The organism is Levilactobacillus parabrevis (assembly GCF_044051715.1).
GTDB lineage: Bacteria > Bacillota > Bacilli > Lactobacillales > Lactobacillaceae > Levilactobacillus > Levilactobacillus parabrevis.
In genome coordinates this window covers 2,551,130-2,573,930 of the sequence record NZ_CP168688.1, presented here as the reverse complement: position 1 = coordinate 2,573,930, position 22,801 = coordinate 2,551,130, and the positions used below count along the sequence as shown (strand labels likewise).

At 49.9% G+C, this 22,801-nt stretch carries 19 protein-coding genes; 6 read left to right on the top strand and 13 right to left on the bottom strand.

Going from position 1 to position 22,801, the window contains the following annotated elements; translation table 11 throughout:
* The first annotated feature begins 93 nt into the window (after nt 1-93).
* Nucleotides 94-2,478, top strand: a complete 2,385-nt coding sequence (locus tag ACEPSU_RS11915) for a phosphoketolase (RefSeq protein WP_395321886.1) — start codon at nt 94-96, stop codon at nt 2,476-2,478.
* A 276-nt stretch (nt 2,479-2,754) separates the two neighbouring features.
* Here ACEPSU_RS11915 and ACEPSU_RS11910 read toward each other — a convergent pair whose 3' ends face one another.
* The 7 genes from ACEPSU_RS11910 to ACEPSU_RS11880 form a co-directional block, all read right to left on the bottom strand.
* On the bottom strand, nt 2,755-3,378 hold the full coding sequence (locus tag ACEPSU_RS11910; protein ID WP_395321884.1) for a CBS domain-containing protein: 624 nt from the start codon (nt 3,376-3,378) through the stop codon (nt 2,755-2,757).
* A 2-nt stretch (nt 3,379-3,380) separates the two neighbouring features.
* Nucleotides 3,381-4,085 carry an ABC transporter ATP-binding protein gene (locus tag ACEPSU_RS11905; protein WP_395321881.1) on the bottom strand — a complete coding sequence of 235 codons (705 nt, stop codon included), beginning with the start codon at nt 4,083-4,085 and terminating at the stop codon, nt 3,381-3,383.
* Nucleotides 4,085-4,867 (bottom strand): ABC transporter ATP-binding protein, encoded by a 783-nt coding sequence (locus tag ACEPSU_RS11900; RefSeq protein ID WP_395323434.1) that lies wholly within the window; start codon nt 4,865-4,867, stop codon nt 4,085-4,087. The genes ACEPSU_RS11905 and ACEPSU_RS11900 overlap by 1 nt, the downstream gene beginning before the upstream one ends.
* Entirely contained in the window at nt 4,860-5,819 is a 960-nt protein-coding gene (locus ACEPSU_RS11895) for a branched-chain amino acid ABC transporter permease (protein ID WP_395321877.1), read from the bottom strand. Before ACEPSU_RS11895 ends, ACEPSU_RS11900 begins: the two co-directional genes overlap by 8 nt.
* Nucleotides 5,820-5,829: 10 nt before the next feature.
* Nucleotides 5,830-6,708 (bottom strand): branched-chain amino acid ABC transporter permease, encoded by an 879-nt coding sequence (locus ACEPSU_RS11890; RefSeq protein WP_395321875.1) that lies wholly within the window; start codon nt 6,706-6,708, stop codon nt 5,830-5,832.
* 24 nt (nt 6,709-6,732) lie between these two features.
* Complete coding sequence (locus tag ACEPSU_RS11885) at nt 6,733-7,929, bottom strand: ABC transporter substrate-binding protein (protein WP_395321873.1); 1,197 nt, start codon at nt 7,927-7,929, stop codon at nt 6,733-6,735.
* Between the two features lie 434 nt (nt 7,930-8,363).
* A complete protein-coding gene (locus ACEPSU_RS11880) occupies nt 8,364-9,746 on the bottom strand; it encodes an MDR family MFS transporter (RefSeq protein ID WP_395321871.1) in 1,383 nt (460 codons plus the stop codon).
* Between the two features lie 93 nt (nt 9,747-9,839).
* On the opposite strand from ACEPSU_RS11880, the gene ACEPSU_RS11875 reads away from it, so the two are divergent.
* Nucleotides 9,840-10,430, top strand: a complete 591-nt coding sequence (locus ACEPSU_RS11875; protein ID WP_395321869.1) for a TetR/AcrR family transcriptional regulator — start codon at nt 9,840-9,842, stop codon at nt 10,428-10,430.
* 93 nt (nt 10,431-10,523) lie between these two features.
* On the opposite strand, the gene greA is transcribed toward ACEPSU_RS11875, so the two are convergent.
* On the bottom strand, nt 10,524-11,003 hold the full coding sequence (gene greA / locus ACEPSU_RS11870; protein ID WP_395321867.1) for a transcription elongation factor GreA: 480 nt from the start codon (nt 11,001-11,003) through the stop codon (nt 10,524-10,526).
* Nucleotides 11,004-11,078: 75 nt separating this feature from the next.
* Here greA and ACEPSU_RS11865 point away from each other — a divergent pair, with 75 nt between their 5' ends.
* The 4 genes from ACEPSU_RS11865 (at nt 11,079) to ACEPSU_RS11850 (ending at nt 15,491) form a co-directional block, all read left to right on the top strand.
* Nucleotides 11,079-11,498, top strand: coding sequence for a hypothetical protein (locus tag ACEPSU_RS11865; RefSeq protein WP_395321866.1), 420 nt, complete (start codon nt 11,079-11,081; stop codon nt 11,496-11,498).
* A gap of 542 nt (nt 11,499-12,040) precedes the next feature.
* On the top strand, nt 12,041-12,814 hold the full coding sequence (locus ACEPSU_RS11860) for a response regulator transcription factor (protein ID WP_395321864.1): 774 nt from the start codon (nt 12,041-12,043) through the stop codon (nt 12,812-12,814).
* Between the two features lie 15 nt (nt 12,815-12,829).
* On the top strand, nt 12,830-14,161 hold the full coding sequence (locus ACEPSU_RS11855; RefSeq protein WP_395321862.1) for a sensor histidine kinase: 1,332 nt from the start codon (nt 12,830-12,832) through the stop codon (nt 14,159-14,161).
* A 4-nt stretch (nt 14,162-14,165) separates the two neighbouring features.
* A complete protein-coding gene (locus tag ACEPSU_RS11850; RefSeq protein WP_395321860.1) occupies nt 14,166-15,491 on the top strand; it encodes a signal transduction protein in 1,326 nt (441 codons plus the stop codon).
* A gap of 1,328 nt (nt 15,492-16,819) precedes the next feature.
* Here ACEPSU_RS11850 and ACEPSU_RS11845 read toward each other — a convergent pair.
* From ACEPSU_RS11845 to ACEPSU_RS11825, 5 genes are all read right to left on the bottom strand, one after another.
* The gene (locus ACEPSU_RS11845; RefSeq protein ID WP_395321858.1) at nt 16,820-17,710 is read right to left on the bottom strand and encodes an RluA family pseudouridine synthase; all 891 of its coding nucleotides are present in this window, start codon (nt 17,708-17,710) and stop codon (nt 16,820-16,822) included.
* A gap of 99 nt (nt 17,711-17,809) precedes the next feature.
* The gene (locus ACEPSU_RS11840) at nt 17,810-18,265 is read right to left on the bottom strand and encodes a universal stress protein (RefSeq protein WP_020089089.1); all 456 of its coding nucleotides are present in this window, start codon (nt 18,263-18,265) and stop codon (nt 17,810-17,812) included.
* A 155-nt stretch (nt 18,266-18,420) separates the two neighbouring features.
* On the bottom strand, nt 18,421-19,179 hold the full coding sequence (locus ACEPSU_RS11835; RefSeq protein WP_395321855.1) for a CPBP family intramembrane glutamic endopeptidase: 759 nt from the start codon (nt 19,177-19,179) through the stop codon (nt 18,421-18,423).
* A 25-nt stretch (nt 19,180-19,204) separates the two neighbouring features.
* Complete coding sequence (locus ACEPSU_RS11830; RefSeq protein WP_395321853.1) at nt 19,205-20,170, bottom strand: cation diffusion facilitator family transporter; 966 nt, start codon at nt 20,168-20,170, stop codon at nt 19,205-19,207.
* A gap of 677 nt (nt 20,171-20,847) precedes the next feature.
* Nucleotides 20,848-22,674 (bottom strand): oligopeptide ABC transporter substrate-binding protein, encoded by a 1,827-nt coding sequence (locus ACEPSU_RS11825; protein ID WP_395321851.1) that lies wholly within the window; start codon nt 22,672-22,674, stop codon nt 20,848-20,850.
* Nucleotides 22,675-22,801 lie beyond the last annotated feature (127 nt).

Sequence of the window (22,801 nt, the reverse complement as noted above, 5' to 3'; positions counted from 1 at the left end):
AATCATCCCGGTATTCATTACGAGGTAAATTTTACAACATTTTCTATCAACTAGATTGTGCAGTTACGAATTCAAAGAAGGAGTGTTAATTACATGGCAAATGCAGACTTCGACTCCAAGGCATACTTGGAAGGCGTTGACAAGTACTGGCGTGCAGCAAATTACCTGTCAGTTGGTCAGTTATTCTTGCGTGACAACCCATTATTGAAGCGTGACTTAACCTCTGACGATGTTAAGATTAAGCCTATTGGTCACTGGGGAACTATTGTTTCTCAAAACTTCATTTATGCCCACTTAAACCGGGCTATCTTGAAGTATGACTTGAACATGTTCTATATTGAAGGTTCAGGTCACGGTGGCCAAGTTATGGTTTCTAACTCATATCTTGATGGTAGCTATAGTGAAATTTATCCTAACATCTCCCAAGACGAAGAAGGCTTGAAGCGTTTATTCAAGCAGTTCTCCTTCCCAGGTGGTGTTGCATCCCATGCCGCACCTGAAACGCCAGGTTCCATCCACGAAGGTGGGGAACTTGGTTACAGCCTTTCACACGGTACTGGTGCGATCTTAGATAACCCAGATGTTATTGCCGCTGTTGAAATTGGTGATGGGGAATCTGAAACTGGCCCACTGGCTGCTTCATGGTTCTCTGACAAGTTTATTAACCCAATCAAAGATGGTGCTGTTTTACCAATCATCAACATGAACGGGTTCAAGATTTCTAACCCAACTATCCTGTCACGGATGTCCGACGAAGACTTAACGAAGTACTTCGAAGGTATGGGCTGGGATCCTCACTTCGTTGAAATTGAAGCCGGTGACACTGACTTCATGCGTGTTCACGAAGACATGGCTAAGACGATGGACGAAGTCATTGGTAAGATCAAGGCTATTCAAAAGAATGCCCGCGAAAACAATGACGAAACGTTGCCTAAGTGGCCAATGATCATCTTCCGTTCACCTAAGGGCTGGACTGGTCCAAAGGCTGACTTAGATGGTAACCCTATTGAAGGCTCATTCCGTGCTCACCAAGTGCCAATTCCTGTTGCTGCTGGCGACATGGAACACGCTGACATGTTGGTCAACTGGTTGAAGTCTTACAAGCCAGAAGAATTATTTAACGAAGATGGCTCTGTTAAGCAAGAAGTCCGTAACATGGCACCTAAGGGTGAACAACGGATGGCGATGAACCCTATCACTAATGGTGGAATCAAGCCACAACCATTGAAGTTGCCTGACTACAAGAAGTACGCCGTTGACACGACTGAACACGGCAAGACGATTGCTCAAGATATGTTGGTATGGTCCGACTACCTGGCTGATGTCATGAAGTTGAACCCAGAAACATTCCGTGGCTTTGGTCCTGACGAAACGAAGTCTAACCGTCTGTACGCTGCCTTGGATTATGGTAAGCGTCAATGGATGGAAGGTATCAAGGAACCTAACGATGAAAACATGGCTCACGAAGGCCGGATCATCGATTCTCAACTTTCAGAACACCAAGCTGAAGGTTGGTTGGAAGGTTACGTTCTGACTGGTCGTCATGGTTACTTCGCAACTTACGAATCATTTGGTCGGGTCGTGGATTCCATGTTGACGCAACACTTCAAGTGGTTACGTAAGGCTGCTGAACAAGAATGGCGTCATGACTACCCATCCTTGAACTTCGTTGACACGTCAACTGTCTTCCAGCAAGACCATAACGGTTACACCCACCAAGATCCTGGGATGTTGACCCACTTGGCTGAAAAGAAGCCAGCATTCATCCGTGAATACTTACCAGCCGATGCTAACACCTTGTTAGCCGTTGGTGACGTTGCATTCCGGAGTCGCGAAAAGATCAACTTGATTGTTACGTCTAAGCACCCACGTCCACAATGGTTCTCCATTGATGAAGCCACTAACCTGGTTCACAATGGTTTGGGCTACATCGACTGGGCATCTACTGACCAAGGTCAAGAACCTGACGTTGTCTTCGCTGCCGCTGGTACTGAACCAACTTGGGAATCATTAGCCGCAATTTCATTATTGCACGACGAATTCCCAGAAATGAAGATTCGCTTCATCAACGTGGTTGACCTGTTGAAGTTGCGTTCTCCTAAGTTGGACCCTCGTGGTATCTCCGATGACGAGTTTGACCGTCTCTTTACGACGGACAAGCCAGTTATCTTTGCCTTCCATGGTTTTGAAGGCTTAGTTAAGGACTTATTCTTCGACCGTCACAACCACAACTTACACGTTCATGGTTACCGTGAAAACGGTGATATCACCACGCCATTTGACATGCGTGTCCTGAACCACTTGGACCGTTACCACTTGGCTAAGGAAGCCGTTGATGATATCGATGCATACGCTGTTAAGGGCGCATACTTCGCACAACGGATGGACGACATGGTTGCTAAGCACAATGCTTACATCCGTGAAGTTGGGACTGACTTGCCAGAAGTTAACGCTTGGCAATGGAAGCCATTGAAGTAATCCTAGATTACTTTAATCGGTGATTAATCCGAATTAAACTGGAGCGCCAATCTGACTCATTAGAGTTGGATTGGCGCTCTTTTTGTGATGCAAAAAGGGGCCTTCTCCCATCAGAGACGACCCCTTTTATGAGTGGTGCGTGGTTATTAAAATACTTGTTGCGGCCAGTGACTACTTACCGGGTAGATACGATACTTCTGCCGATTTTTCGAAAACTAAGGTAATCGGTAGTCGTTTCCTGTAGTATGGGTCAAAAGAAAGCGAAGCGTGGAGTTGCTAAATAACATCGAAGCCGGCAGCTGCTAATACCTGATTCACAGTCGTTGCCTGGTCACTATCAATGTGGAGCTCAATGACCCGCTCCTGCTGTTCGCGAACAACCATTAACGTTTGAATACTGAGGTCGTGTTCGGCTAAGACTTGGCCGATACGGAAGATGACACCCGTGTGGTCGTGGTCGACCTTAATGCGACTGACGATGCCGGGTTCCCCGTAACCCGAAATATTGAGAAAGGCATCGAGAATGTCGTTGTTGGTGATGATGCCTACCACCTGTTCGGCTTGGATTACGGGGAGTACACCAATTTTGTGTTGGCGCATTTGATAAATGGCATCCTCTAACTGGGCGGAAGCGGGGATGGTCTGAACGTGGCGTTCCATGATGTCGGCAACGGTCGTCTTAGTCAGTAAGTAGTTGGTCTCATACACGGATAGGCTGGTGGCTTGTGAAGGTAAGGCTCGGGCGATAATGCCTTGAGTTACGATACCGACTAAGGCGTTGCCATCGAGAACGGGGAGTCGGTGAATTTCGTTAGTTTTCATCAGTTCAACCGCAACACTAACCGTGGTTTGCGGGGTGATGACGACTAATTTGGTACTCATGTAATCTGCTACACTCATAGTTAACCTCCTAAGTAGGCCTGTTGTACGGCCGTATTGGCCAACAATTCCTGACCAGTACCACTAAGTTTAATTTCACCGGACGCGAGGACGTAACCACGGTCGGCGATGGAAAGGGCTTTGTTGGCATTTTGTTCGATCAATAGAACTGTGGTGCCAGCGGCGTTGATGGCCCGGATGATGTCGAAGATTTCGTTGATGAAGATGGGAGCTAGTCCCATTGAGGGTTCATCGAGTAACATCAGTTTCGGTGCGGCCATTAGGGCACGACCCATGGCTAACATCTGTTGTTCCCCACCGGAGAGCGTGGCGGCATCCTGATGGCGCCGTTGTTTGAGAACCGGGAAGTAGTTGTAGACGTCTTCGTAGGCCTGCGCGATGCTGCGCCGATCTTTACGGAGAAAAGCCCCCATCTGTAGATTTTCCTGTACGGAAAGTCCAGGGAAGATGTGGCGGCCCTCGGGAACCTGGGAGATACCAGCTTGAACGATCTTGGGTGCTGTAACCTTTTGAATCTGACGATCTAAGTAGGTGACCTGACCACTGACGGGGCGCATGATACCGGAAATTGTGTGAAGAATCGTGGATTTGCCGGCACCGTTCGCTCCGATCAGGGTTACGATTTCACCGGTGTGAATCTCAAAGCTCACCTTCTTGATGGCTTGAATGGCACCGTAGTTAACGACGAGGTTTTTGACTGACAGCATTAAGCTTCATCTCCTAAGTAGGCCTTAATAACGGCGGGATTGTGTTGGATTTCGTTGGGGGTCCCCTCGGCCAACAGTGCGCCGTGTTCTAAGACGTAGAGGCGTTCGACGACGTTCATGACCAGGGACATGTCGTGCTCGATCAGGACAATCGTGATGTGAAAGTCACGCTGAACCTGGCGAATCAAGCGGGTTAAGTCGGCGGTTTCTTCCGGATTCATGCCGGCGGCCGGTTCATCCAGGAAAAGTAGTTTGGGCTTGGTTGCCAGGGCACGGACGATTTCTAGCCGCCGTTGAATGCCATAAGGTAGGTTTTTGGCCGGTTGGTCAGCAACGCTGGTTAGGTCAAAAATAGCGAGTAGCTTCTGAGCAGCCAGCGTCATGTCGGCTTCAGTGCGATAGAACTTGGGGATGCGAAAGATACTGGCGAGAAATCCTTCGTGGTAATGGTTGGTCATGGCAATGCGTACGTTGTCGAGGACACTGAGTTCTTTGAATAAACGAATGTTTTGAAATGTTCGTGAGAGACCGGCTTGAGCAATTTCGGCGGGGCGCTTGCCGTTTAAGGATTGAACGCCCTGATCGGTGTAGAGGCTGATGGCGCCGGAGGTCACAGGGGTGACGCCGGTGAGTAAATTGAACAGGGTCGTTTTACCCGCGCCATTGGGTCCAATCAGACCGATAAGCTCGTTCTGGTCGAAGTGGACTGAGACATTGGCAACGGCGGTCAGACCGCCGAAGTTCTTCACGATTTGTTGTGCGGTTAGTAAGGGACTACTCATGAATGGATTGCTCCTTTCGCTGATGCGTGCCGAGACGCTTGAAGGACAGCTCCCAGTTGCCTAAGAGGCCAGAAGGTTTGAAGATCATAATTAGAATGAGGGTTAGCGAATAGATGATCATTCGCAAGGTACCGAAGTTCTGCAGAATGGTATCGAGGGCACCCAAAACGATGGCGGCAACGAAGGTCCCCGTGATACTACCCACACCACCGAGGACGACGATGATCAGGATGGCGATGGAGGCCATGATATTGAAATCACCGGGCGCAATCGTTTGGATGTAGGCGGCGTGGAGTGAACCACCGATCGCGGCGGTGCCGGCGCCAAAGACGAAGGCGGCTAACTTCCAGCGCGTAGGATTAATTCCCATGGCCTCGGCGGCAATCTCGTCTTCACGGACTGACATGATGGCGCGACCGTTGCGACTGTGAATGAAGTTGACCGTTACAATGGTAGTGAGGCACATCAGAACGTAGACGGTTGCCCAAGTGACTAATGGGGGGATGTTGAAGAGTCCTGCCGCACCGTTCGTGATCTTTAAGTTATTGATCAGGATGCGAATGATTTCGGCAGCGCCCATGGTGGCAATTGCTAGGTAGTCACCACGAAGGCGTAACGTGGGAATCCCCACGATTAGGGCGGCAATCATAGCGATGACGATACCGACGATCATAGAAAGATAGAAGCCCAACGGTGTGGCGATAGTTTGGGTTATGATTCCGGTCGCATATGCCCCAATCGCCATAAATCCGGCGTGGCCGAGTGAGAATTGTCCAGAGAAACCAATAATTAAGTTCAATCCGGTTGCTAGAATAATGTTGATGCCAATGGTGACCAGCATGTTTTCGATGAAAGCGTTGATGATGCCGAGAAATTCGCAGGCGTCAATTGCCACAAAGCCGATAACCATGACTGCCAGCCAGGAAACGTTGTATTTAAGATTTGCTCTCATGAGGAATCACCTACACTTTCTCTTTCGTCTTTTTCCCGAATATCCCAGCTGGAAGTACCAATAAGATAACAATCAGGACGAAGTAGACCACAGCATCCTTGTAGGCGGATAAGCCAATAGCTTGAACGCCGGTCTCCAGCAGACCAATTAAGAAACCACCAACAGACGCCCCTGGGACCGAACCGATACCACCAATAACGGCGGCGACGAAGGCTTTGATGCCGGGAGTCATCCCCATTAATGGATCAATGGAATTGTAGTACAGTCCGATCAGAACGCCGGCGGCACCCGCCATTGCGGACCCTAAGGCAAACGTGAAGGAAATCGTGTGGTTGATATTAATCCCGACTAATTGGGCGGCTTCGGGGTCGACGGAGACTGCCCGCATGGCCCGGCCCATCTTGGTACGTTTGATAATTAATTCGAGGAGTAACATTAACAGGCAAGCGGTCCCGAGAATCAGAAGTTGAATATTGGAGATGCGAAGGCCGCCGAGGTGATAGGTCACGGTCTTGATGACCTGCGGAAAACTCCGGGTATTGGCCGTGAATAGGTAAGTCATGCCATTTTCCAATAGGAAGGAAACGCCGATTGCCGTAATGAGCGCGGTGATTCGAGGGGAGTGGCGGAGTGGCCGGTAGGCGAAGTACTCAATAACGACGCCGAGTAAGGCACAGAAAACCATGGCGGAAAGCATAGCCCAAATAAAATTAAAGTGTAGTTGGTTGATCACGAAGTAGCCCCAGAAGGCGCCCAGCATGTAGATGTCACCATGAGCGAAATTAATCAGCTTAATGATGCCATAGACCATGGTGTAACCCAGTGCCAGCAATGCGTAAATGCTACCGAGCGAGAGACCGTTGATCAGTTGTTGTCCTAATGTCTGCATGAAATCCCTCCGTATCTGCTTGGTTTATTTGACGGTATATGCTTGTGAGACCGCCCCGTCAGTCAGTTTTTCGATAGTCATTGATTTTTCAGGATTGTGGTTCTTATTCATGGTGATGGTTCCCGTAACGCCCTTGAAGTCGGTGATCTTAGCCAAGCCAGCGGTAATCTTCACGGAGTTAGCGGACTTTTCACTTTCAATCGCTGACTTGATCATGTAGACGGAGTCGTAAGCGAGTGCCGAGAAGGTTGGGGCAGTGGTGTGGTACTTAGCTTGATACGTCTTCAGAAAGGCGGCTGCAAGGGTGTTGGTCTCACCCGACTTCGTTGAGAATGGGGTGGTGTAGTAAACGTTGTTGGTATTTGAATTTCCAGCGATCTTGGCCAGCTTGGCATCGGCCATGCCGTCACTGCCGACGATTGGAACGTTGATTCCGGCTTGGCGTGCTTGTTTGATGATCAACCCCAATTCTGAGTAGTAACCGGGAGCATAAATGGCGTCGATTTTCTTATGCTTCAGTGATGTCAGGATAGCGTTGAAGTCCTTATCGCCCTCTTGGAAGGTCTGGCTGCTAGCCACTTTGCCGGTGTAGGTCTGCTTGAATGCCTTGGTCAGCCCGGTACCATAGTCACTAGAATTGTCTGTCAGAATGGCGACGTTCTTAGCCTTCAAATTGCTGGTCATGAACTTCGCTGCGGATGAACCCTGAAAGTTATTCTGGAAGCAAGCGCGGAAAATGTATTTCTGGACAGCGCCGTTCTTCTGCAGCGTATAGCCAGGATCGGTTGCGGAGGGACTGACGGATGGCACTTGTGCCTTGGTCATGTTGGGAATCGATGCGGTGCCGGCGTTGGTCGCTGCCGGGCCAACCACGGCGACGACCTTGTCGTTGTTAACCAATTGGGCGGCAACTGATGCGGCAGTGGTGTTGGATGTCTTGTTGTCACGGACCACCAATTGAATCTTCTTTTTGGTGTTACCGACCTTGATACCACCGGCCTTGTTAATCTTATTAACGGCTAATTGAATCCCTTGTTTCTGCTGTTGACCATAGCCAGCAGCTGAGCCGGAGAGCTCCATGTTGACTCCAATCTTGATGGTCTTGCCGGGATTGTTGCCTTGACCACTACCGTTAGACTTTGCTGTGCTACAACCTGCGAGGGCCAGAACGATTGTTGCGAGGGCCCCGATTTTTACCATGTTTTTCTGCCATTTGATCATATGTCATTCCCACTTTCTAAATTGTGTTTTGATGGTGCGCACTTGCTAACGATCCTCCTTCGAACTAACAAAAAGACCTCATCCACTGGGTGAATGAGGTCTTACACGTGTACCGAGCCCTCATTACCACACGGGAAAGAAGGGCTCAGAACTTGAATTTTGAGTGTTAGCTCAAGGTCAAGTAACCGGGTCCTTCTTCGTTAATAATAAGGCTGCGTTTTGAATAGCGAGGGTCGTCATCATTTTGGTTGGTTGTTCTGTTTGCATTGTCATCATGAAGATCCCTCGCTTTCAAAAGTTTTGTTTTGATTTAGTTGATGTGTCCTACAATAATTAAAATCAGATGAGATGTCAAGTCTAATTTTAATTTAGCAGTTGGCTGTTATCTGTAAATACCAGTGCGACAGGCATTAGCACGACATTAAATTTTGAGATTAGTGACGATCCTTGCCGTGACTTAGGAACCAAGCCGGAATGGCAGTAGCAACGATGAATCCGACCGACCACATAAAGGCGGTTTGGTAAGCGGCGTTCATCCCGACGTGCGGTGCCTCGTGTTGAATAATCGTGGCGAGCACGGCGGTTCCCATGGCCCCGCCAATATTTTGAAGCATTCGGGTGGCCGTTGTGGCTTCGGCAATCAAAGACTTCGGGACGCCCGTATAGCTGTCAGCCATAACCGGAATGGTCAGTCCCCCTTGACCAATTCCGCGTACAAAGAGGGCAATCAAAATCCACCATACGTTGGTCGTGGCTGTGAAGTAGACGAATGGCACCGTTCCGATCACGGCAATCGCAATGGAACCGAGGACCACCCACCGGGCGCCGATGCTATCGGTCAGCTTGCCAATTTGACTTCGAGAAACCAACAAGCCAACACCTTGGGCAATGAGATAGGTCCCGGACCAAACAACGCTCAGCCCACGACTATTTTGCAAGTAGAGGGGCAGCAGGAACATGGCACCGTTAACCGCAATTCCGGAAAGCATCAGGATAATGACCGAGGCGTCGAACGTTGGCGATTTGAATAGTTGGAGGCTAACCAGGGCCTTGGTTGGTCGATAGTAGGCGTAGAGAACGTAGACTACAAGGCAAGTGAGCGCCACAATCACTGGTGTCAGCACCTTGGTTGAGGTCAGACCATCACCGGTACTGAAACGCGTGATGCCGATGATGGCGAAAGTGAAGAGTCCGGCGAGTAGTGCCAGACTGGGAAAATCGAGTCGCTTTCCTCGCTTTGATGCAGGAAAGGCGGGCATTTTCCAGGTCAATAAGACTAAGGCAATCAGGACTAGAGGAATATTGATGAAGAAAATCCAGTGCCAGTCGAGTACTTGAATCAAGTAGCCGCCAATGGTTGGGCCTAGGACGGGGATGAGGACGGCCGGCATGCCAACCACGGCCATTAACTTTCCCAGACCACCGCTACCGGCGACTTGGACGATTAGGGTTGTGATCAAGGGGACAATCACACCAGCGGCGGCCCCTTGGACGATCCGACCGATGACTAGTAAGGGCAACGTTGATGCCCAGCCAGACAGCACTGAACCGATAAGAAAGACGACCAGTGCCCCCAGATAGAGGTGTTTGCCATCGAACCAGTTGCTGGCCCAACCGGCAACCGGTACGGCGATTCCTAAGGCTAAGACATAACTTGTTGTGACCCACTGAACGGCGTTGACGGAAACTCCCAGGGACTTCATAATAGTATCTAAGGCAACGTTGGTCATGGTGGTATCTAGGAGGGGCGCAATGGCTCCGACGACCAGGAACAGCGCGATTTGAATAATGTTTTGCGTTGATTTTTGAGTGGACATAAAATCACCTGAGTTCTTTAATTAGATACGGCCGTATCTTATATTCGAAAATACTACACCCACTCACAGCGAAAAACAAGGAGATTGACAATAATGGCAGAAAAAAAGATCCGGCGGCGGGGACAGGCTTTGGTGGATGCAATTCTTGCGGCGACGTGGGAACAGCTACAGGTTAAGGGCTATCAGGCGCTAACCATTGAGGGCGTAGCGCGGGCGGCCGCGACGACTAAGACCGTTCTGTACCGCCGTTGGCCGGACAAGGCGCACTTAGTGTTGGCCGCTTTGAGTAAGTACGATAACTTTACCGGTTACGTGGTGCCGGATACCGGCGCCCTACGAACCGATCTCTTGGATCTTATGGGACAGATTGCGGCCTTTCTTGAGAAACTAAAGGGGGAGACCTTCCGCGGACTACTAGCGGAACGCCTGCAGCATTTGGAGTTGGATAAGCTGATGTCCCGAGCCAATGGTAACGCGGCTATCCGTGGGATCATGCAGCCGATGCTCGATCGCGCGGCTAAACGGGGTGAGATTACCCGGACGGATTGGCCAGATCGGGTCATTAATTTAGTTGGGATTCTCCTCATCAATGAAGTTGTGAGCCGCCAAGAGTTGAGTCAGACGGCACGTAATGAGATGGTGGATGATATTTTGCTCCCCGTCTTCCGGTCAACGGGGGAGTAACCGTGAATGTTTTTGACCACACCAAAAGACTGCTGAGAATCGTTTTGGGCGATTCCAAGCAGTCATTTTTTAAATGGTATAATGTGATTAATATTATTCAGGCTGGTGGCGGGCAACGGCGATGAGCTGCACCTGATAGCTGGCATTGGGGGCCTGAATGGTGACCGTTTCGCCGGGGCGATGGCCCAATAAGGCCTTACCCAATGGCGAGACTCGCGTGATCTTGCCGGCATCCAAGTCGGCCTCTTGGGTCCCCACCAGCTGGTAGCTCACCTGATCGTCATCGTCCATGAACTTGACGGTGACCCATTTTCCCAATTCAACTTTGTCGTCCTTGCTGGGTTCCACGACCTTGGCGTACTGCAACTGTTTATTGAAGAAACGCAGTTGGCTCTCCAAGTGACGCAGATCCCGTTTGGCCGCCGAGTATTCGGCGTTTTCCGAAAGGTCGCCGTGGGCTCGGGCCTCCGCAAGAATTGCGATTTTCTCCGGTCGGTCGGCTTCTAATGCCGCAATCTTTGCTTGTAAGTCGTGATAGCCCGCTGCCGTGATGGGATTAAAATCTCCTGCCATGGTTTAACACCTCGTTCTCTTAGAATTTACCCCCAATTTTACCAATTTTTGCGAAAAAGAAAAGGAGTTCTCCCCATGAAATTATCCGTACGGTACTGGTTACGGCAGGCGGGCATTGGCTTAGTCTTTGCCCTAGTCATCGCCACGTTCGGTCACTTAAATTACACACAATGGCGCCTGCTACCCGGGATGACCGGAGCCGACTGGTACTTCCTGTTCAGTTGGCTGTGTTTCCCGTTCGCCAAATGGGTGACCTTGGAGGACAAACGTGACGTCAAGGCACCCACGATTCGGCGGAAACGGAAGTGCCGGGCGGCTGATCAGACGGCCTCCGTGTATGAGCAGATGCAGCAACCGAAGCGCGAGCCGCGGCTCGAGGCCGCGCCCAAGGCGCCACTAAAGTGGTACTGGCGCGGTTTGGTTGACGTTGTGCTGGTCTTCGTGGGCCCCCTGATTTTAGGTGGGTTCGTCACTTATTCGCTACGACACAATTAAATTGTGCTGATTTTTACTGCTTTAACGTGCAAATATTGACGTTTTTGCGACTTAACGCCTGATAAACCGAAATCATGTTAAAGTTATGACAGTTGGAAGGGGTCAGTTTTCACAGGACTGATGTTGCGAATCAACTAATTAAAGTATGCGTGGTTAAGGTCACACTTTGGGGGAGGCCTTAACCGGATTCGTACCCCGAGATTATCTAATCAAGAGGTCAGCTTGGCAGAATAGAATTGGTCGGAAACTTTAGGACGACTAGTAGCAAGAATTTCAGCGATCGGCTGAAGAGTAAGTGCACGAAACGGGTTATTTCGAAATACCTAAGGCTTTCACGACTTAATTAGAACTTGGGGGAGTGCTAATTTAGCCAGCACCGGTAATTAAATAATCCAATTAAAGGAGAATCATCTGAGGGGATGGTTCTTTTTTTATGGACAAAAACGATTGCAACCGTCCGGAAATCAAGGTACATTAATGAGTGATAGGGTTACGGTATAATTGAGTTGAGATAGTAACAATTTCTCAGATGCGGGAAATTAATGAGAGGACGTGATTCGGTGTTAGCCGTGTATCTTTGTGAAGATAATCAAGAACAATTGGCGCACTATACGGACGTGGTGAAGCGTTACATCATGATCAATGATTATGATATGGAAATTCGATTGGCTACGCCCAGTCCACAGGCGTTATTAAAAGATTTGACGGATAATCCACCGGAGTATGCTTTGTTCTTCCTCGACATTGAATTTCCGGCTGAAGATACGACGGGGCTGGAAACCGCCATTGCCATTCGGCGACAACTGGGATTTGCGGAGATCGTCTTCGTGACAACCCATTCCGAAATGGCGCTGCTAACTTTCGAGCGGAAGGTGGAACCCATGGACTTCGTGGTCAAGGACTTGGGACGCGCACAGATTGATCAGAAATTACGAGAAAACGTCGATTATGGGTATCAACGCTATACCGATTACTTAGGCAATACTGAAAATCTATTTAGTTATAATATTGGCGGACGCACCTTCAGCCTGCCCATGGGTGACGTTTACTTTGTGGCGACCGCGGAAACGCCCCACAAGGTCACGGTGCACGCGGCCAGCCAGCTCGTTGAGTTTCCGGGATTTTTGAAGGATATCGCCGATCAATACCCGGAACTGTATCGAACGGACAAGAGCTTTCTTGTCAATCTCGACAATGTCAGCGGTATTGATGAGACGACGCGGCGGTTGGTTTTTCCCAATGGGGACACTACCGACGTGGCCACTCGCCGGTTTCATGAGGTCAAAACCTTAGTCCAAAAACATTTAAAGTCGTAAGAGGGTGCAAACGAAATGACGATGGACTTACTTCAAATATTTGGTCGGCATTTCTGGGTAAACTTAGCCTTAGCCGTGACCATGCAGTGGTTTATCACGCTGTGGGTCGGGGTCATTCGGCCGCAGAACTGGAAATTACCACTCAAGTGGATCGGTTGGGGTCTGATTCCAGCCTTTATCGGGGAATCGTGGGCCCTCCTGATTCCACCGATCAGTGCGTTAACGTATCTGATTCGTCACCGACGGAAGTCAACGTTGATCTTCGTCAATGCGACCATCGTAATCTTCCTCGTGGTGGTGCTGATCAGCGATGTCTGTCGTCAGGTTTTTATTGAGCTGTGGGGTCTGACCTTTACCAATAGCGTTTCTGGTGTAGCAGCTCGACTGATTTTTCAATTTTTTATTTACATGCTAATTTCGGTCGGGGTCTCGGGAATGCGGATTCAGCCCGGAAACTTGGACGCGCTGGAATTTAGCCGTAAGGAGCAGTGGACCGTCATGGCACTGTTGGGAAGCCTTGCCGTCTTGGCAGAAATGTCCTCACTGATTATTCACCACCTGGAGATCACACATGCCATGTTGACCTTTTCCCTGAGTATTGAATTGGTGATGATCTTGTTGATTACGGTCAGCTTATTTGCTTTTTTCCAAAGTTTCTTTCACCGTCAGCGGGTCCGGGCTAATTACCAGGAAAGTCTGCTCAGGACGCGCTACGATCGGCGCATGTCCGATCAGGTACGCGCCATTCGGCAATTTAAGCAAAACTATCAAAAACAGATGCTGCGACTCGGCGATTATCTAGATGCCGAAGACTATGATGGCTTGGCCGCTTACTACGAAACGCTGAGTTCCCGCTGGTCAGCGACGCATCACTTGGTCGGTATCGAAGCCGATGGCTTGCAACAGTTAAACGACCCGCCGTTAAAGAGTCTTTTATTTCAAAAATTATTGGCGGCGCAAAATAAAGATCGTGATATTCGACTGGAGATTCCAACACCGATCAAGACATTGCCTATGAATAGCATGGAACTCTTGCGAATCATGGGAATTCTACTGGATAACGCGATCGAAGCACCAGCCGTTGGCGACAACCCCACGATTTACTGTGCCATTTTAGACTATCCTGATGCCGTCGAATTGGCCGTTGCCAATCCGGTTTCACAAGAGAACCCGCCTCAGATCAACGAATTCATGCGGGCGGGTTACACCACTAAGGGCGGGAGTCACGGTCTAGGATTGAGTACGGTCCACGAGATTGTCGACCATACAGAGAACGCCGCACTACAGATTGCGATTAAGCGCGGTCGCTTGTATTTCACAGTGATTTTGACGAAGCCGGGGAGGTGAGCATGTGATTACGGTAAATGCGGTTAGTTTTGGTTTGGCAGATTTTTCGTTGGTCTTTTGGTTTGTCTACTTTCAATATTACTGGTTTCCAGGTTTGCACGTTAAGAACAAGTTTTTGCTTTACTGTGCGTTGGCTGGGCTGGGATTCATGGCGCTGGATCTGTTGAATCCCTTCACGGCGACCAGTAAGCTCCTCGGGATGATGCCGATTATCGTGCTCCTGGGCCTAGAGATTGGACTGCTGGCATTTCAAAATAACTGGCAGTTCTTACCGGACTTCATAGACGTGTCGATTCTCGCCTATCTGCTGACGGAATTCGTGGATATGCTGGTTATTGCTGGGACGATTCGGTTGACCAGTGTCCGGTTTGCGGCTAGCGTCTGGGGAACCCTTACAGAGTTGACGATCGACAGTGTGATTTTTGCGATGGTTGCGATGGGCATCTGGTTCACGCGGGCACCGATGGAAAATTTGATTCAGTCCATGCTGGGGCGGACTACGGAGTACCTTTTCCTTATTTTCATGGCAGTCTTAGGACTAATATACATTCTCTTCGAATATTCACTACAGAGTCTAGCGGATTCCGACCAGTACCTGATTTTTTTGGCAGGAATCTCTGGAACGTTGCTCATTGGGTTAACACTGAGTACATACATGCTGATGCAGACCCACTTGCAAGAGGAACATACGCAACTTCAGACGCAGCAACAGGCTTTTCGGGAGCAGTATACGACTGAACTCAATCGGCAGTTGGCTACCGTGCGTAAATTCAGTCACGACTACCAAAACATGTTGTTGGGACTGGGCGGCTACCTGGAGGATAAGGATTACGACGGGTTTCGACAGCTCTACATCGACATTCGTTCCGGCTGGGAAACCAGTAATGCCGCTGAATTAACGATCGATGATTTAACTAATATTCCCAGCCCCGGTCTGCGTTACGGGTTGTATCACAATTATCTGATGGCGCGTGACCAGGGTGTCCAGCTTTTCGTGAAGGTTCCGGAGCCACTGACAGCCACTGTGGCAACACTCAAGGAAATGACTGCGGCAATCGACAAGACGTTGCCGCCGATTATGCCGTCGATTAGCCACATTACCCCGTCAATGATCACATTAGAGCTGGCGGAGACTACCCAGGCCTTGCGCCTATCACTGACATTCCCAGTCCCATTGGATGCCAAGGTCGATGGCAAGAACCGGGTCGTCGCTGAACGGGGGATGCTAGATTTCTCCAAACTCCAACGTTCGTTACCCCAGGCAGCAACGAGTACACTCAAAACCAAGTTGCATTGGGGTCAGCTCATTATTGCGTTACCAAAGGGGTAGTTCAACCATTGGAAGTTTCACAAAGTTTGTTTGATGAAGCAATTAACTAAAAAGTAATGTTAGCAATAAGGCCCTCGCTGAAAACGCTTGCAATTCTACTGCCATCTGATATACTGAGACATGTAATACCAATCAATCTTTCAGAGAATCCCGAATAATTCGGCAGTTTGACGGGTTCTCGACTTTGTGAAAGCGGCTCTTATCGTAAGGATTAGAGTTACCTTTACAGACTGAGCTGGTGCCCAAAACTGGCCCAATCGGGTTGCTCAATAACTACATATTGAGATTATGGCTAAGCTGAGTGAACAGCGTTTTCCTGACTACACCTCGAGGATGTTGCAAAACTCAATGATGCTAGTGGGAACCGGAGTTGGTTACTCCGGTTTTTTTGTATAGAGAGTGGAGCAAGGCGCCTAGGTTCTGAGCATTAGGGAGCTAAGGTCTTCTGTTCGGCTTCGCCGGACAGAAGACCTTAGGTTTCTAAGCGGAAGAACCTGCCTTGCGGAACTCGTTTCCAAGGCCGCATATTTCCGGATGTTAGGGCGAGAGAAAGTCTGATGACTTAAACCAGAGTAATCATCAACGCTAGTACCGAGCAGGAGTTCCTTATTTTGCTAAGCGGAAGAATCTGGCTTGCGGAACTCGTTTTCAATCAGAGTGTGAAAGAGGGCGGTAGGTTCTGAGCATTAACGTAGATAAGTTCCCGCTTGGCGGAGCCGAGCCGGTGCTTATCTGGGTTAAGCGCAGGGACCTGCCCGACTGAACACGTTTCGGAGGCCACAAGTTTTCGAACATTTTGGCGAGAGCAAATCCCACGACCCAAACCAGAGTGATCACTAGTAGTTACACCAAAATAGGCAGTAATCTCAGTCGTACCAGTCAATGGATTTTCAATCCGCAAAGTCAAATCCATGCTGTACGTGTCAACTCCCGCTAACGGAGAACATCCCTACACTTACTACTAATGTAAAAATCCCCAAATGAGTCGCACAAATCCGCCAAATCCAATAAAATCTTAAACATTCCCAATAGTCTCAACCAGCTTACACATCTCTAGACAAAAAACATCGCGTAACCCCGGCCGCATCCGGAGTTACGCGATGTTTAACTTTATCAAACAATACTAACTTAAGTTGACTACTCCCCAAATCAATAAGATGGCCAACATCCCCGCAAGAATGATTAGGGCTAGTTTTTGTTGCCAGCGCATCAAATCCCCCCTAGCCATATCAACTGACTACAGTATAGCTGGATTCAATGATTAACAACCACAATCGTCCTTATCGTGGAAAAATTGACGTTTACGATTTTGACGATTTAAGGAAGGGTTACTTCTCTGAGAACACGCCGAAATCAGCCGGTATAGGGGCCGTCACGGTCGTTAAAGGGCCATCCACGGTAAATGGTTGTGGGAAGGTCAAACGCCAACAGTGAAGCCGTAAGCGGTCCTGACTGATGGAAGCGTATAGCGGGTCGCCAATCAAGGGATGTCCCGCGGCCGCCAGGTGGACGCGCAGCTGGTGCGTGCGGCCGGTCTCCAGCCAGAGTTTGACCAGTGTTGCGTTGGCTTGGTGATCGACGGCTTCGTAGTGGGTTACGGCGGATTGGGCGTTCAGTCCGTTCACTTGGCGCTTGCGTTTATCCTGAGGATCACGGCCGATGGGGTCGGTAAAGGTGCCACTCCCAGTGAGCTGACCGTGAACCCAGGCCAGATAGGTCCGTTGCACGCGCTTCTCAGCAATGTTACGGACCATGATGGGAACCACGGCAGGCGTCTTGGTCATCATCAGCGCGCCAGTGGTCTCCTGGTCCAATCGACTCAGAATGTAAGGCCCCGGCTGATCATCGCCCAGGTAAGCGGCCACGTGATTCAGGGTGGTTCCGCGCTCGCCGGGCTGGTTGGGGTGGGTTTTACTGCCGCGAGTCTTATTAATAATGAGCAGGTCGGCCGTCTCATAGAGCACTGCGACCGTCGCCGCGCTGTCCGGGTCTACATTGGGAAAGGGTTCAGCGAAGTCGGCCGGGAGAAAGGTCAAGTGAACGGTGTTGCCAGCCATGACGAGTTGATTCATCGAGCGGTAGGCACCGTTCACCAGCACGCGCTGACTGATACGCAAGTCGTGAATCAAGTGTTTGGGAATCAGCCAGGCGCTCAGAAGTTGCCGCAGGGGTAGCGGTGCCTGAGTGCTGGGAATAGTGATGGTGTAAGTCCAGTCCATGGGAAGCTCCTTTCTAAAAAGTAGGGGTCGATTTGAAAATACAATCTGACCAGACAAAATGACCCACCGCAAAAGCGGCGGGTCATTTTAAATTAGCTGTTATTTCGTAAGTTCTGGTTTGACAATCAGCACGTCGCAGATAGCGGAACGGCTGACGTAGTTGGTAACTGAGCCGACCATTAACCGTTCAACGGCGGTCAGACCAGTTGAGCCGATCACGATTAATTCTGAACCGTGGTCCGCAGGAAATTCCCGCGCAATAACTGGCTTAGGATTTCCGAAACGCACGTGAATGCTGACATCGGGAACACCGGCGTTGATGGCTTGTTGCTTCAAGCTTTCCAGCCGGTCTTGAACGTCTTGTGAGAGCTTGTAAATGACATCGCCGCTCACAGCGCCACCATAAGTATCGCTGAATTGGTTAACTTCGAGGACGTTTAAGATATCAAGATGTGTTTGGTTACGTTTAGCGACTTCGATTGCTTTTTCTAAAACTGGTTGGGTTGCCTTAGAACCGTCAACGGGAACCAGAATGTTCTTGTATTGTTGTAACATAAAGAATGCCACCCCTTCACGAGACATGTTGATACTTTACCTATACTATATCATTTATTGGCGAATGTGTAAGCACTTAATTGCACGCCCCGCAGTGAAAGGACGTGAAAAAGCCGCAATTAAGGGGGTTGACGGATTGTAAAAAAATCTGCCGCTCACAATTGAAAATGCGTGGCGATACTTTTTCGCTGATTTGGCCGTAATAGCCAGAAGACGGTAGCCAGTTCAGTGAGGAATTCGATGGTACTAAAACTGATGGTAAATAGGTTGGGTGCGGCCTGAACAACAGAGCCCGTTCCAGCTATGACGATGAAATCATTAGCAAAATGAAGGACAATCGGCCACCATAAGCTACCCGTCCGTAAGTAGATGGCTGCGTACAGGGCACCGAGGGCAAAAGTAAAGCCAACTTGATACAGCGTGGTGGGGAGATCTTGCCGGGCAAGATTCATCAGGTGAGAGAGCCCAAAAAGTAGGCTACTCCAGAAGACAGCGGGCAGGACGTTACCGGATTTGCTCAGACGAAGGAAACTTTCCAGAACGTAACCACGAATGAGCGTTTCCTCGAAAAGAGCCACGACTGGGGCAACGGCGAGGCCCGTCAGCGTGTGTTGTAGAGATAAGGGTCCCCTGAGCGAGACGGCAAGGGCTAAAAAAGCGAGGTAGAACAACGGCAGGAGGCTGACGCGTAACTGACGGGGAAAGGATATCCGTGGTCGCCAGAAGAGAGGAGTGTCCAGCCAGAATTGAAGGAGGCCTGCCAATACGAGTAGTGAGAGGCCATCCTCCAGAACATTCTGGAGGTTCGTGTTGAGGTGGTAGGATACCAGGATTCGACGCATAAGCAACATGAAGCCTAGCATACCGATCCATACAAGGAGCGTGGTGAAAATTGACGCACGTTTTATCTTCATCGGGACAGCTTCTTTCATAACAGAGTTAGACGCGGTCGCGTGGCACGACCATTAGGGCCGTTGCGGCTACGTTGAAGCGGTGTTGCATGACACTGTCGATCTGGCGGGTCAGGTCGTAAATCGTAGCGGCCGTCATCTGCGGATCAACGGCGACAGTGACACTGACCATGATGAGGTTACCGTCGTAGTAGGCTTTGAGGAAGACTACCGAGCGGACTCCTGGGAAGGCGGCGATCTGTTGGCGGTAGCGGTGTTCCAGCTGGGGATCAAAGTAATCGACGAGGTTTAGGCTGCTAGTCCGAAAGATTTTGATCCCGGTATAGAGAATGTAGCAACCTAGAATCAGACTGGCCAGGCCATCGAGCCAAGTTGCCCGCAACCACGCTACACTAATGATGGTCAGGATGGTAACGGCACTGGTCAGCGCATCCGTCAGGGAGTCCCGCGCCGCCGCAGTTAACGCGGTATTGGCGAGCACCTTAGCCCAGTGGCGGTTGGAGAGCCACAACCCGGTCAACAGAATCCCGGAAATCAGGGCGCCAACGACGGCAACGCCTTGTTCCAGGTGGTAAGTCGGCCGTTGAATCAGGACGAGCAGGGCCTTGTAGATGATATCGGCGGCGATGATCACCATAACCAGGCCGGCAATCAGCGTGTAGATCGTTTCAAAGCGAAAGCGGGATTGCTGGATGCGGGGCCCCAGGGTGGCCTGTTCCTCTTTGGAAATAGGCGCGCCCCAGAGGTCATCGTCCTTGGTTTTGGCGGCAATGTACAGCCCAGTCATGAGGAGACCCGTGGAAAAGATGCCGGAGAGGTTATTGAAGGCGTCGGCCTGGAGTACCTGTGAGTGGCCAACTTGTGCGCAGAAAAACTCCACGGTGAAGAGGCCGAGGTAAATGCTGACGTTTTCCCAGAGGTGATGATGGGCGCGGCGTAAACGGTCAACGGCGGCGTGTTGAATTTGGTCCCAATGGGGATTGGCAGTGGTCATGGTAACATCTCCTGTCTATTTAAAAGTAGCCCTAGTATTGAGCCTAACGGGGGTTAGTGCCATTCTAACGACTAGGTTGGGGAGGTGGGCTAACCGATGGCAAGTGCTATAACAGAATAAATATCGGGGTGGTATTTCAGCGAGATAATTTTGGGCCTGCTGGTTAGTGTCCCATGACCTCCAGCGTTATTAAAATGCTTATAAAGGCTGATGTGGCGGGGATTCAATGCTTGGTGTTTGTCAGGCATTCGCGTATAGTGGCGAATACAGAAACTGAGATAGGAGGAGAGTGTAGTTGTGACGACAGGTATGGCGATTGTGATGGTTGAGAGGGAGTGTATCGGCATAGAGATAGAGGTGGCCTGTGTGGTGCTGTTGTCTTACTTAGGTTTAAAGCTAGCGTAGCCGGAGGAGGCCGGGGATGCAGTCAGCTGTGGCGATGTTGTTAGGCCGGGCGATTGGTTCTCCCCGGTCTTACAACATGGGATGACCTTGAAGACACGTGGGTTTTGCGTGGCTTCAAGGCAAGCCGGAAGCCCGTACTTTGGCTGAAGGCGGCCCCCACAGCAGACGGAATCCTTGGCAGCCGCAGGCGAAAGGCTTTTAACCGTAAGGACAACAAAACCGCCGCCTCCCGAAGGAAGCGACGGTTCCAGTGAACCTAACGCTACATCAGCTTACTTCATGCTTGAAGAAGTTAATGACAGGTTAGTCCAGAAGTTGTTGTTAGCAGCGCCCATGTCAAAGCCCTTAACCCGCTTGTTGACAGGACCCCAGTTGTAACTGAAGGAACCTGGGGCAACGGCAGCTTGTTCGTTCATGTACTTCTGCCATTGCTTGAAGGCCTTAGCACGGTAAGCATCGTTCCAAGCCTTGCTGTTGTTCATGTTAGCCATCAATTGCGTATTCTTCTTGGATACGAAGTGACCCATATTGTAAACAGCGTTTTCACCGTAGATTTGCGTAGGGGTAGGTTCGGATGATAAGCCCCAGGCAGCGGCGTAGACATCAACCTTGCTTTGCTTTGGTGCTTGCAGAGTGGAGTAGAAACTGTTCATTTCCATCGTCTTACCACCAGTAAACTTAACGTTCAAGCCAACCTTGTGCCATTGTTGCAGGTAGTCTTGGTATTCAGCGGCTTGGGCGGAAGTTCCAGTCATGGCACCGAAGTAGATGGTTAACTTCTTACCATTAGGATCAGTACGCCACTTGCTACCGTCGCGCTTCTTGTAGCCGGCGTCAGTCAGTAACTTGTTAGCCTTCTTGATGTTCAGAGGGTAACCCTTGGCTGAAGAATCCCAGTACTTGCCGAAGATTGGTGGAATCAAGGTGTTGGCACGCCAAGTAACCCCGTTCCCGAACTTCTTGCTGATAGCATCGAGGTTCAAAGCGTACATCATAGCTTGACGCAAGCTCTTGTTGGCCATCTTGCTGTTCTTGTCCATGACGTTCTTTTGCGTCTTGGTGTCGTAGTGACCGACGTTAAAGCCAAAGTAGTCGTATGCCAAGGCTGGTTGACCGACAATCTTGTAGTTCTTGACGTTCTTCAATTGCTTGTAGTCGGTTCCGTGCATGACACTGTTAGGCACCGTGAAGTCGTACTTGTTGGATTGGATAGCCTTGTCGATGTTGTTGGAAGAAACCACGTTGATCGAGATGTGCTTGATTTGTGGTGTCTTGCCATAGTAGTACTTGTTAGGTGACCAAGTCGTGGATTCACCTTCGACCACCTTATCCAGCTTGTAAGGACCCGTGAAGAGGGGGTTCTTCCGAATTTGCTTGGATGAAGCTAACTTAGCAATTGGCACGTTCTTGATGTATTCATAAGGTTCAACAGAACTCCAGATAAATGAGTTACCAACGTACTTCATGGCAGGGGTAACCTTGGTTAAGTGAATAACGGCAGTCCGGCCCTTTTGACCGTCGGGGAAGGTGATCCCAGAGATGGTCTTGGCGTTACCAGTATGGTAAGCAGCCATCCCCTTGATGGCGTTGTAGTCAGCAGAATATTGTTGAGAAGTCGTGTTCTTGTTGGCAATAACTTCGTATGGATATTCAATATCCTTTGCGGTTACAGCGGAACCGTTTGACCACTTGGCATCTTTACGCAAAGTAATCGTAACGGTCTTAGCCTTCCGGTTGATGGTTTCGTTAGCTAACCCACCCTTGATAATCTTGAAGTTCTTGTCGGTATGGAACAGGCTGTTGGTGTTGCCGGGTTGGTCACCACCAGGTGAGAAGACGTCGGCATCTTCAGCGTTGGTCGACAGAACGGGATCAGCAATCCCTTGGAATGGCGCGTCGTTTGGTTCGGCAAGCTTTAATGTACTGTTCTTTGTCGCAGTCTTGTCGGTTGCCTTGGTGTTCTTGTAGGCAGCCTTTAATTGAACGGAAGCACCACTGGTTCCGCTCTTAGAACTGGATGAACTTTTGCTGGAACATGCTGCGAGACTGACGGTTGCGAGGACCGCCATCGCAGACAATGCGAGCTTTTTCTTATCCATACTATGTTTCCCCCTTGATTTTAAAAATCCTCTTATGAGACGGGCGGGTAATTCTCCTCAGGATCACTCGTCATTACTACGCTAGGCTGAAAAGCTACTGTTTGAGTGGCCACCATCTCCTCAAATG

Excerpts from the sequence above, each read along its gene's own strand:
- ACEPSU_RS11915 (WP_395321886.1), top strand. The coding sequence starts at position 94 with ATGGCAAATGCAGACTTCGACTCCAAGGCATACTTGGAAGGCGTTGAC.
- ACEPSU_RS11910 (WP_395321884.1), bottom strand. The coding sequence starts at position 3,378 with ATGAGTGTAGCAGATTACATGAGTACCAAATTAGTCGTCATCACCCCG.
- ACEPSU_RS11905 (WP_395321881.1), bottom strand. The coding sequence starts at position 4,085 with ATGCTGTCAGTCAAAAACCTCGTCGTTAACTACGGTGCCATTCAAGCC.
- ACEPSU_RS11900 (WP_395323434.1), bottom strand. The coding sequence starts at position 4,867 with ATGAGTAGTCCCTTACTAACCGCACAACAAATCGTGAAGAACTTCGGC.
- ACEPSU_RS11895 (WP_395321877.1), bottom strand. The coding sequence starts at position 5,819 with ATGAGAGCAAATCTTAAATACAACGTTTCCTGGCTGGCAGTCATGGTT.
- ACEPSU_RS11890 (WP_395321875.1), bottom strand. The coding sequence starts at position 6,708 with ATGCAGACATTAGGACAACAACTGATCAACGGTCTCTCGCTCGGTAGC.
- ACEPSU_RS11885 (WP_395321873.1), bottom strand. The coding sequence starts at position 7,929 with ATGATCAAATGGCAGAAAAACATGGTAAAAATCGGGGCCCTCGCAACA.
- ACEPSU_RS11880 (WP_395321871.1), bottom strand. The coding sequence starts at position 9,746 with ATGTCCACTCAAAAATCAACGCAAAACATTATTCAAATCGCGCTGTTC.
- ACEPSU_RS11875 (WP_395321869.1), top strand. The coding sequence starts at position 9,840 with ATGGCAGAAAAAAAGATCCGGCGGCGGGGACAGGCTTTGGTGGATGCA.
- greA (WP_395321867.1), bottom strand. The coding sequence starts at position 11,003 with ATGGCAGGAGATTTTAATCCCATCACGGCAGCGGGCTATCACGACTTA.
- ACEPSU_RS11865 (WP_395321866.1), top strand. The coding sequence starts at position 11,079 with ATGAAATTATCCGTACGGTACTGGTTACGGCAGGCGGGCATTGGCTTA.
- ACEPSU_RS11860 (WP_395321864.1), top strand. The coding sequence starts at position 12,041 with ATGAGAGGACGTGATTCGGTGTTAGCCGTGTATCTTTGTGAAGATAAT.
- ACEPSU_RS11855 (WP_395321862.1), top strand. The coding sequence starts at position 12,830 with ATGACGATGGACTTACTTCAAATATTTGGTCGGCATTTCTGGGTAAAC.
- ACEPSU_RS11845 (WP_395321858.1), bottom strand. The coding sequence starts at position 17,710 with ATGGACTGGACTTACACCATCACTATTCCCAGCACTCAGGCACCGCTA.
- ACEPSU_RS11840 (WP_020089089.1), bottom strand. The coding sequence starts at position 18,265 with ATGTTACAACAATACAAGAACATTCTGGTTCCCGTTGACGGTTCTAAG.
- ACEPSU_RS11835 (WP_395321855.1), bottom strand. The coding sequence starts at position 19,179 with ATGAAGATAAAACGTGCGTCAATTTTCACCACGCTCCTTGTATGGATC.
- ACEPSU_RS11830 (WP_395321853.1), bottom strand. The coding sequence starts at position 20,170 with ATGACCACTGCCAATCCCCATTGGGACCAAATTCAACACGCCGCCGTT.
- ACEPSU_RS11825 (WP_395321851.1), bottom strand. The coding sequence starts at position 22,674 with ATGGATAAGAAAAAGCTCGCATTGTCTGCGATGGCGGTCCTCGCAACC.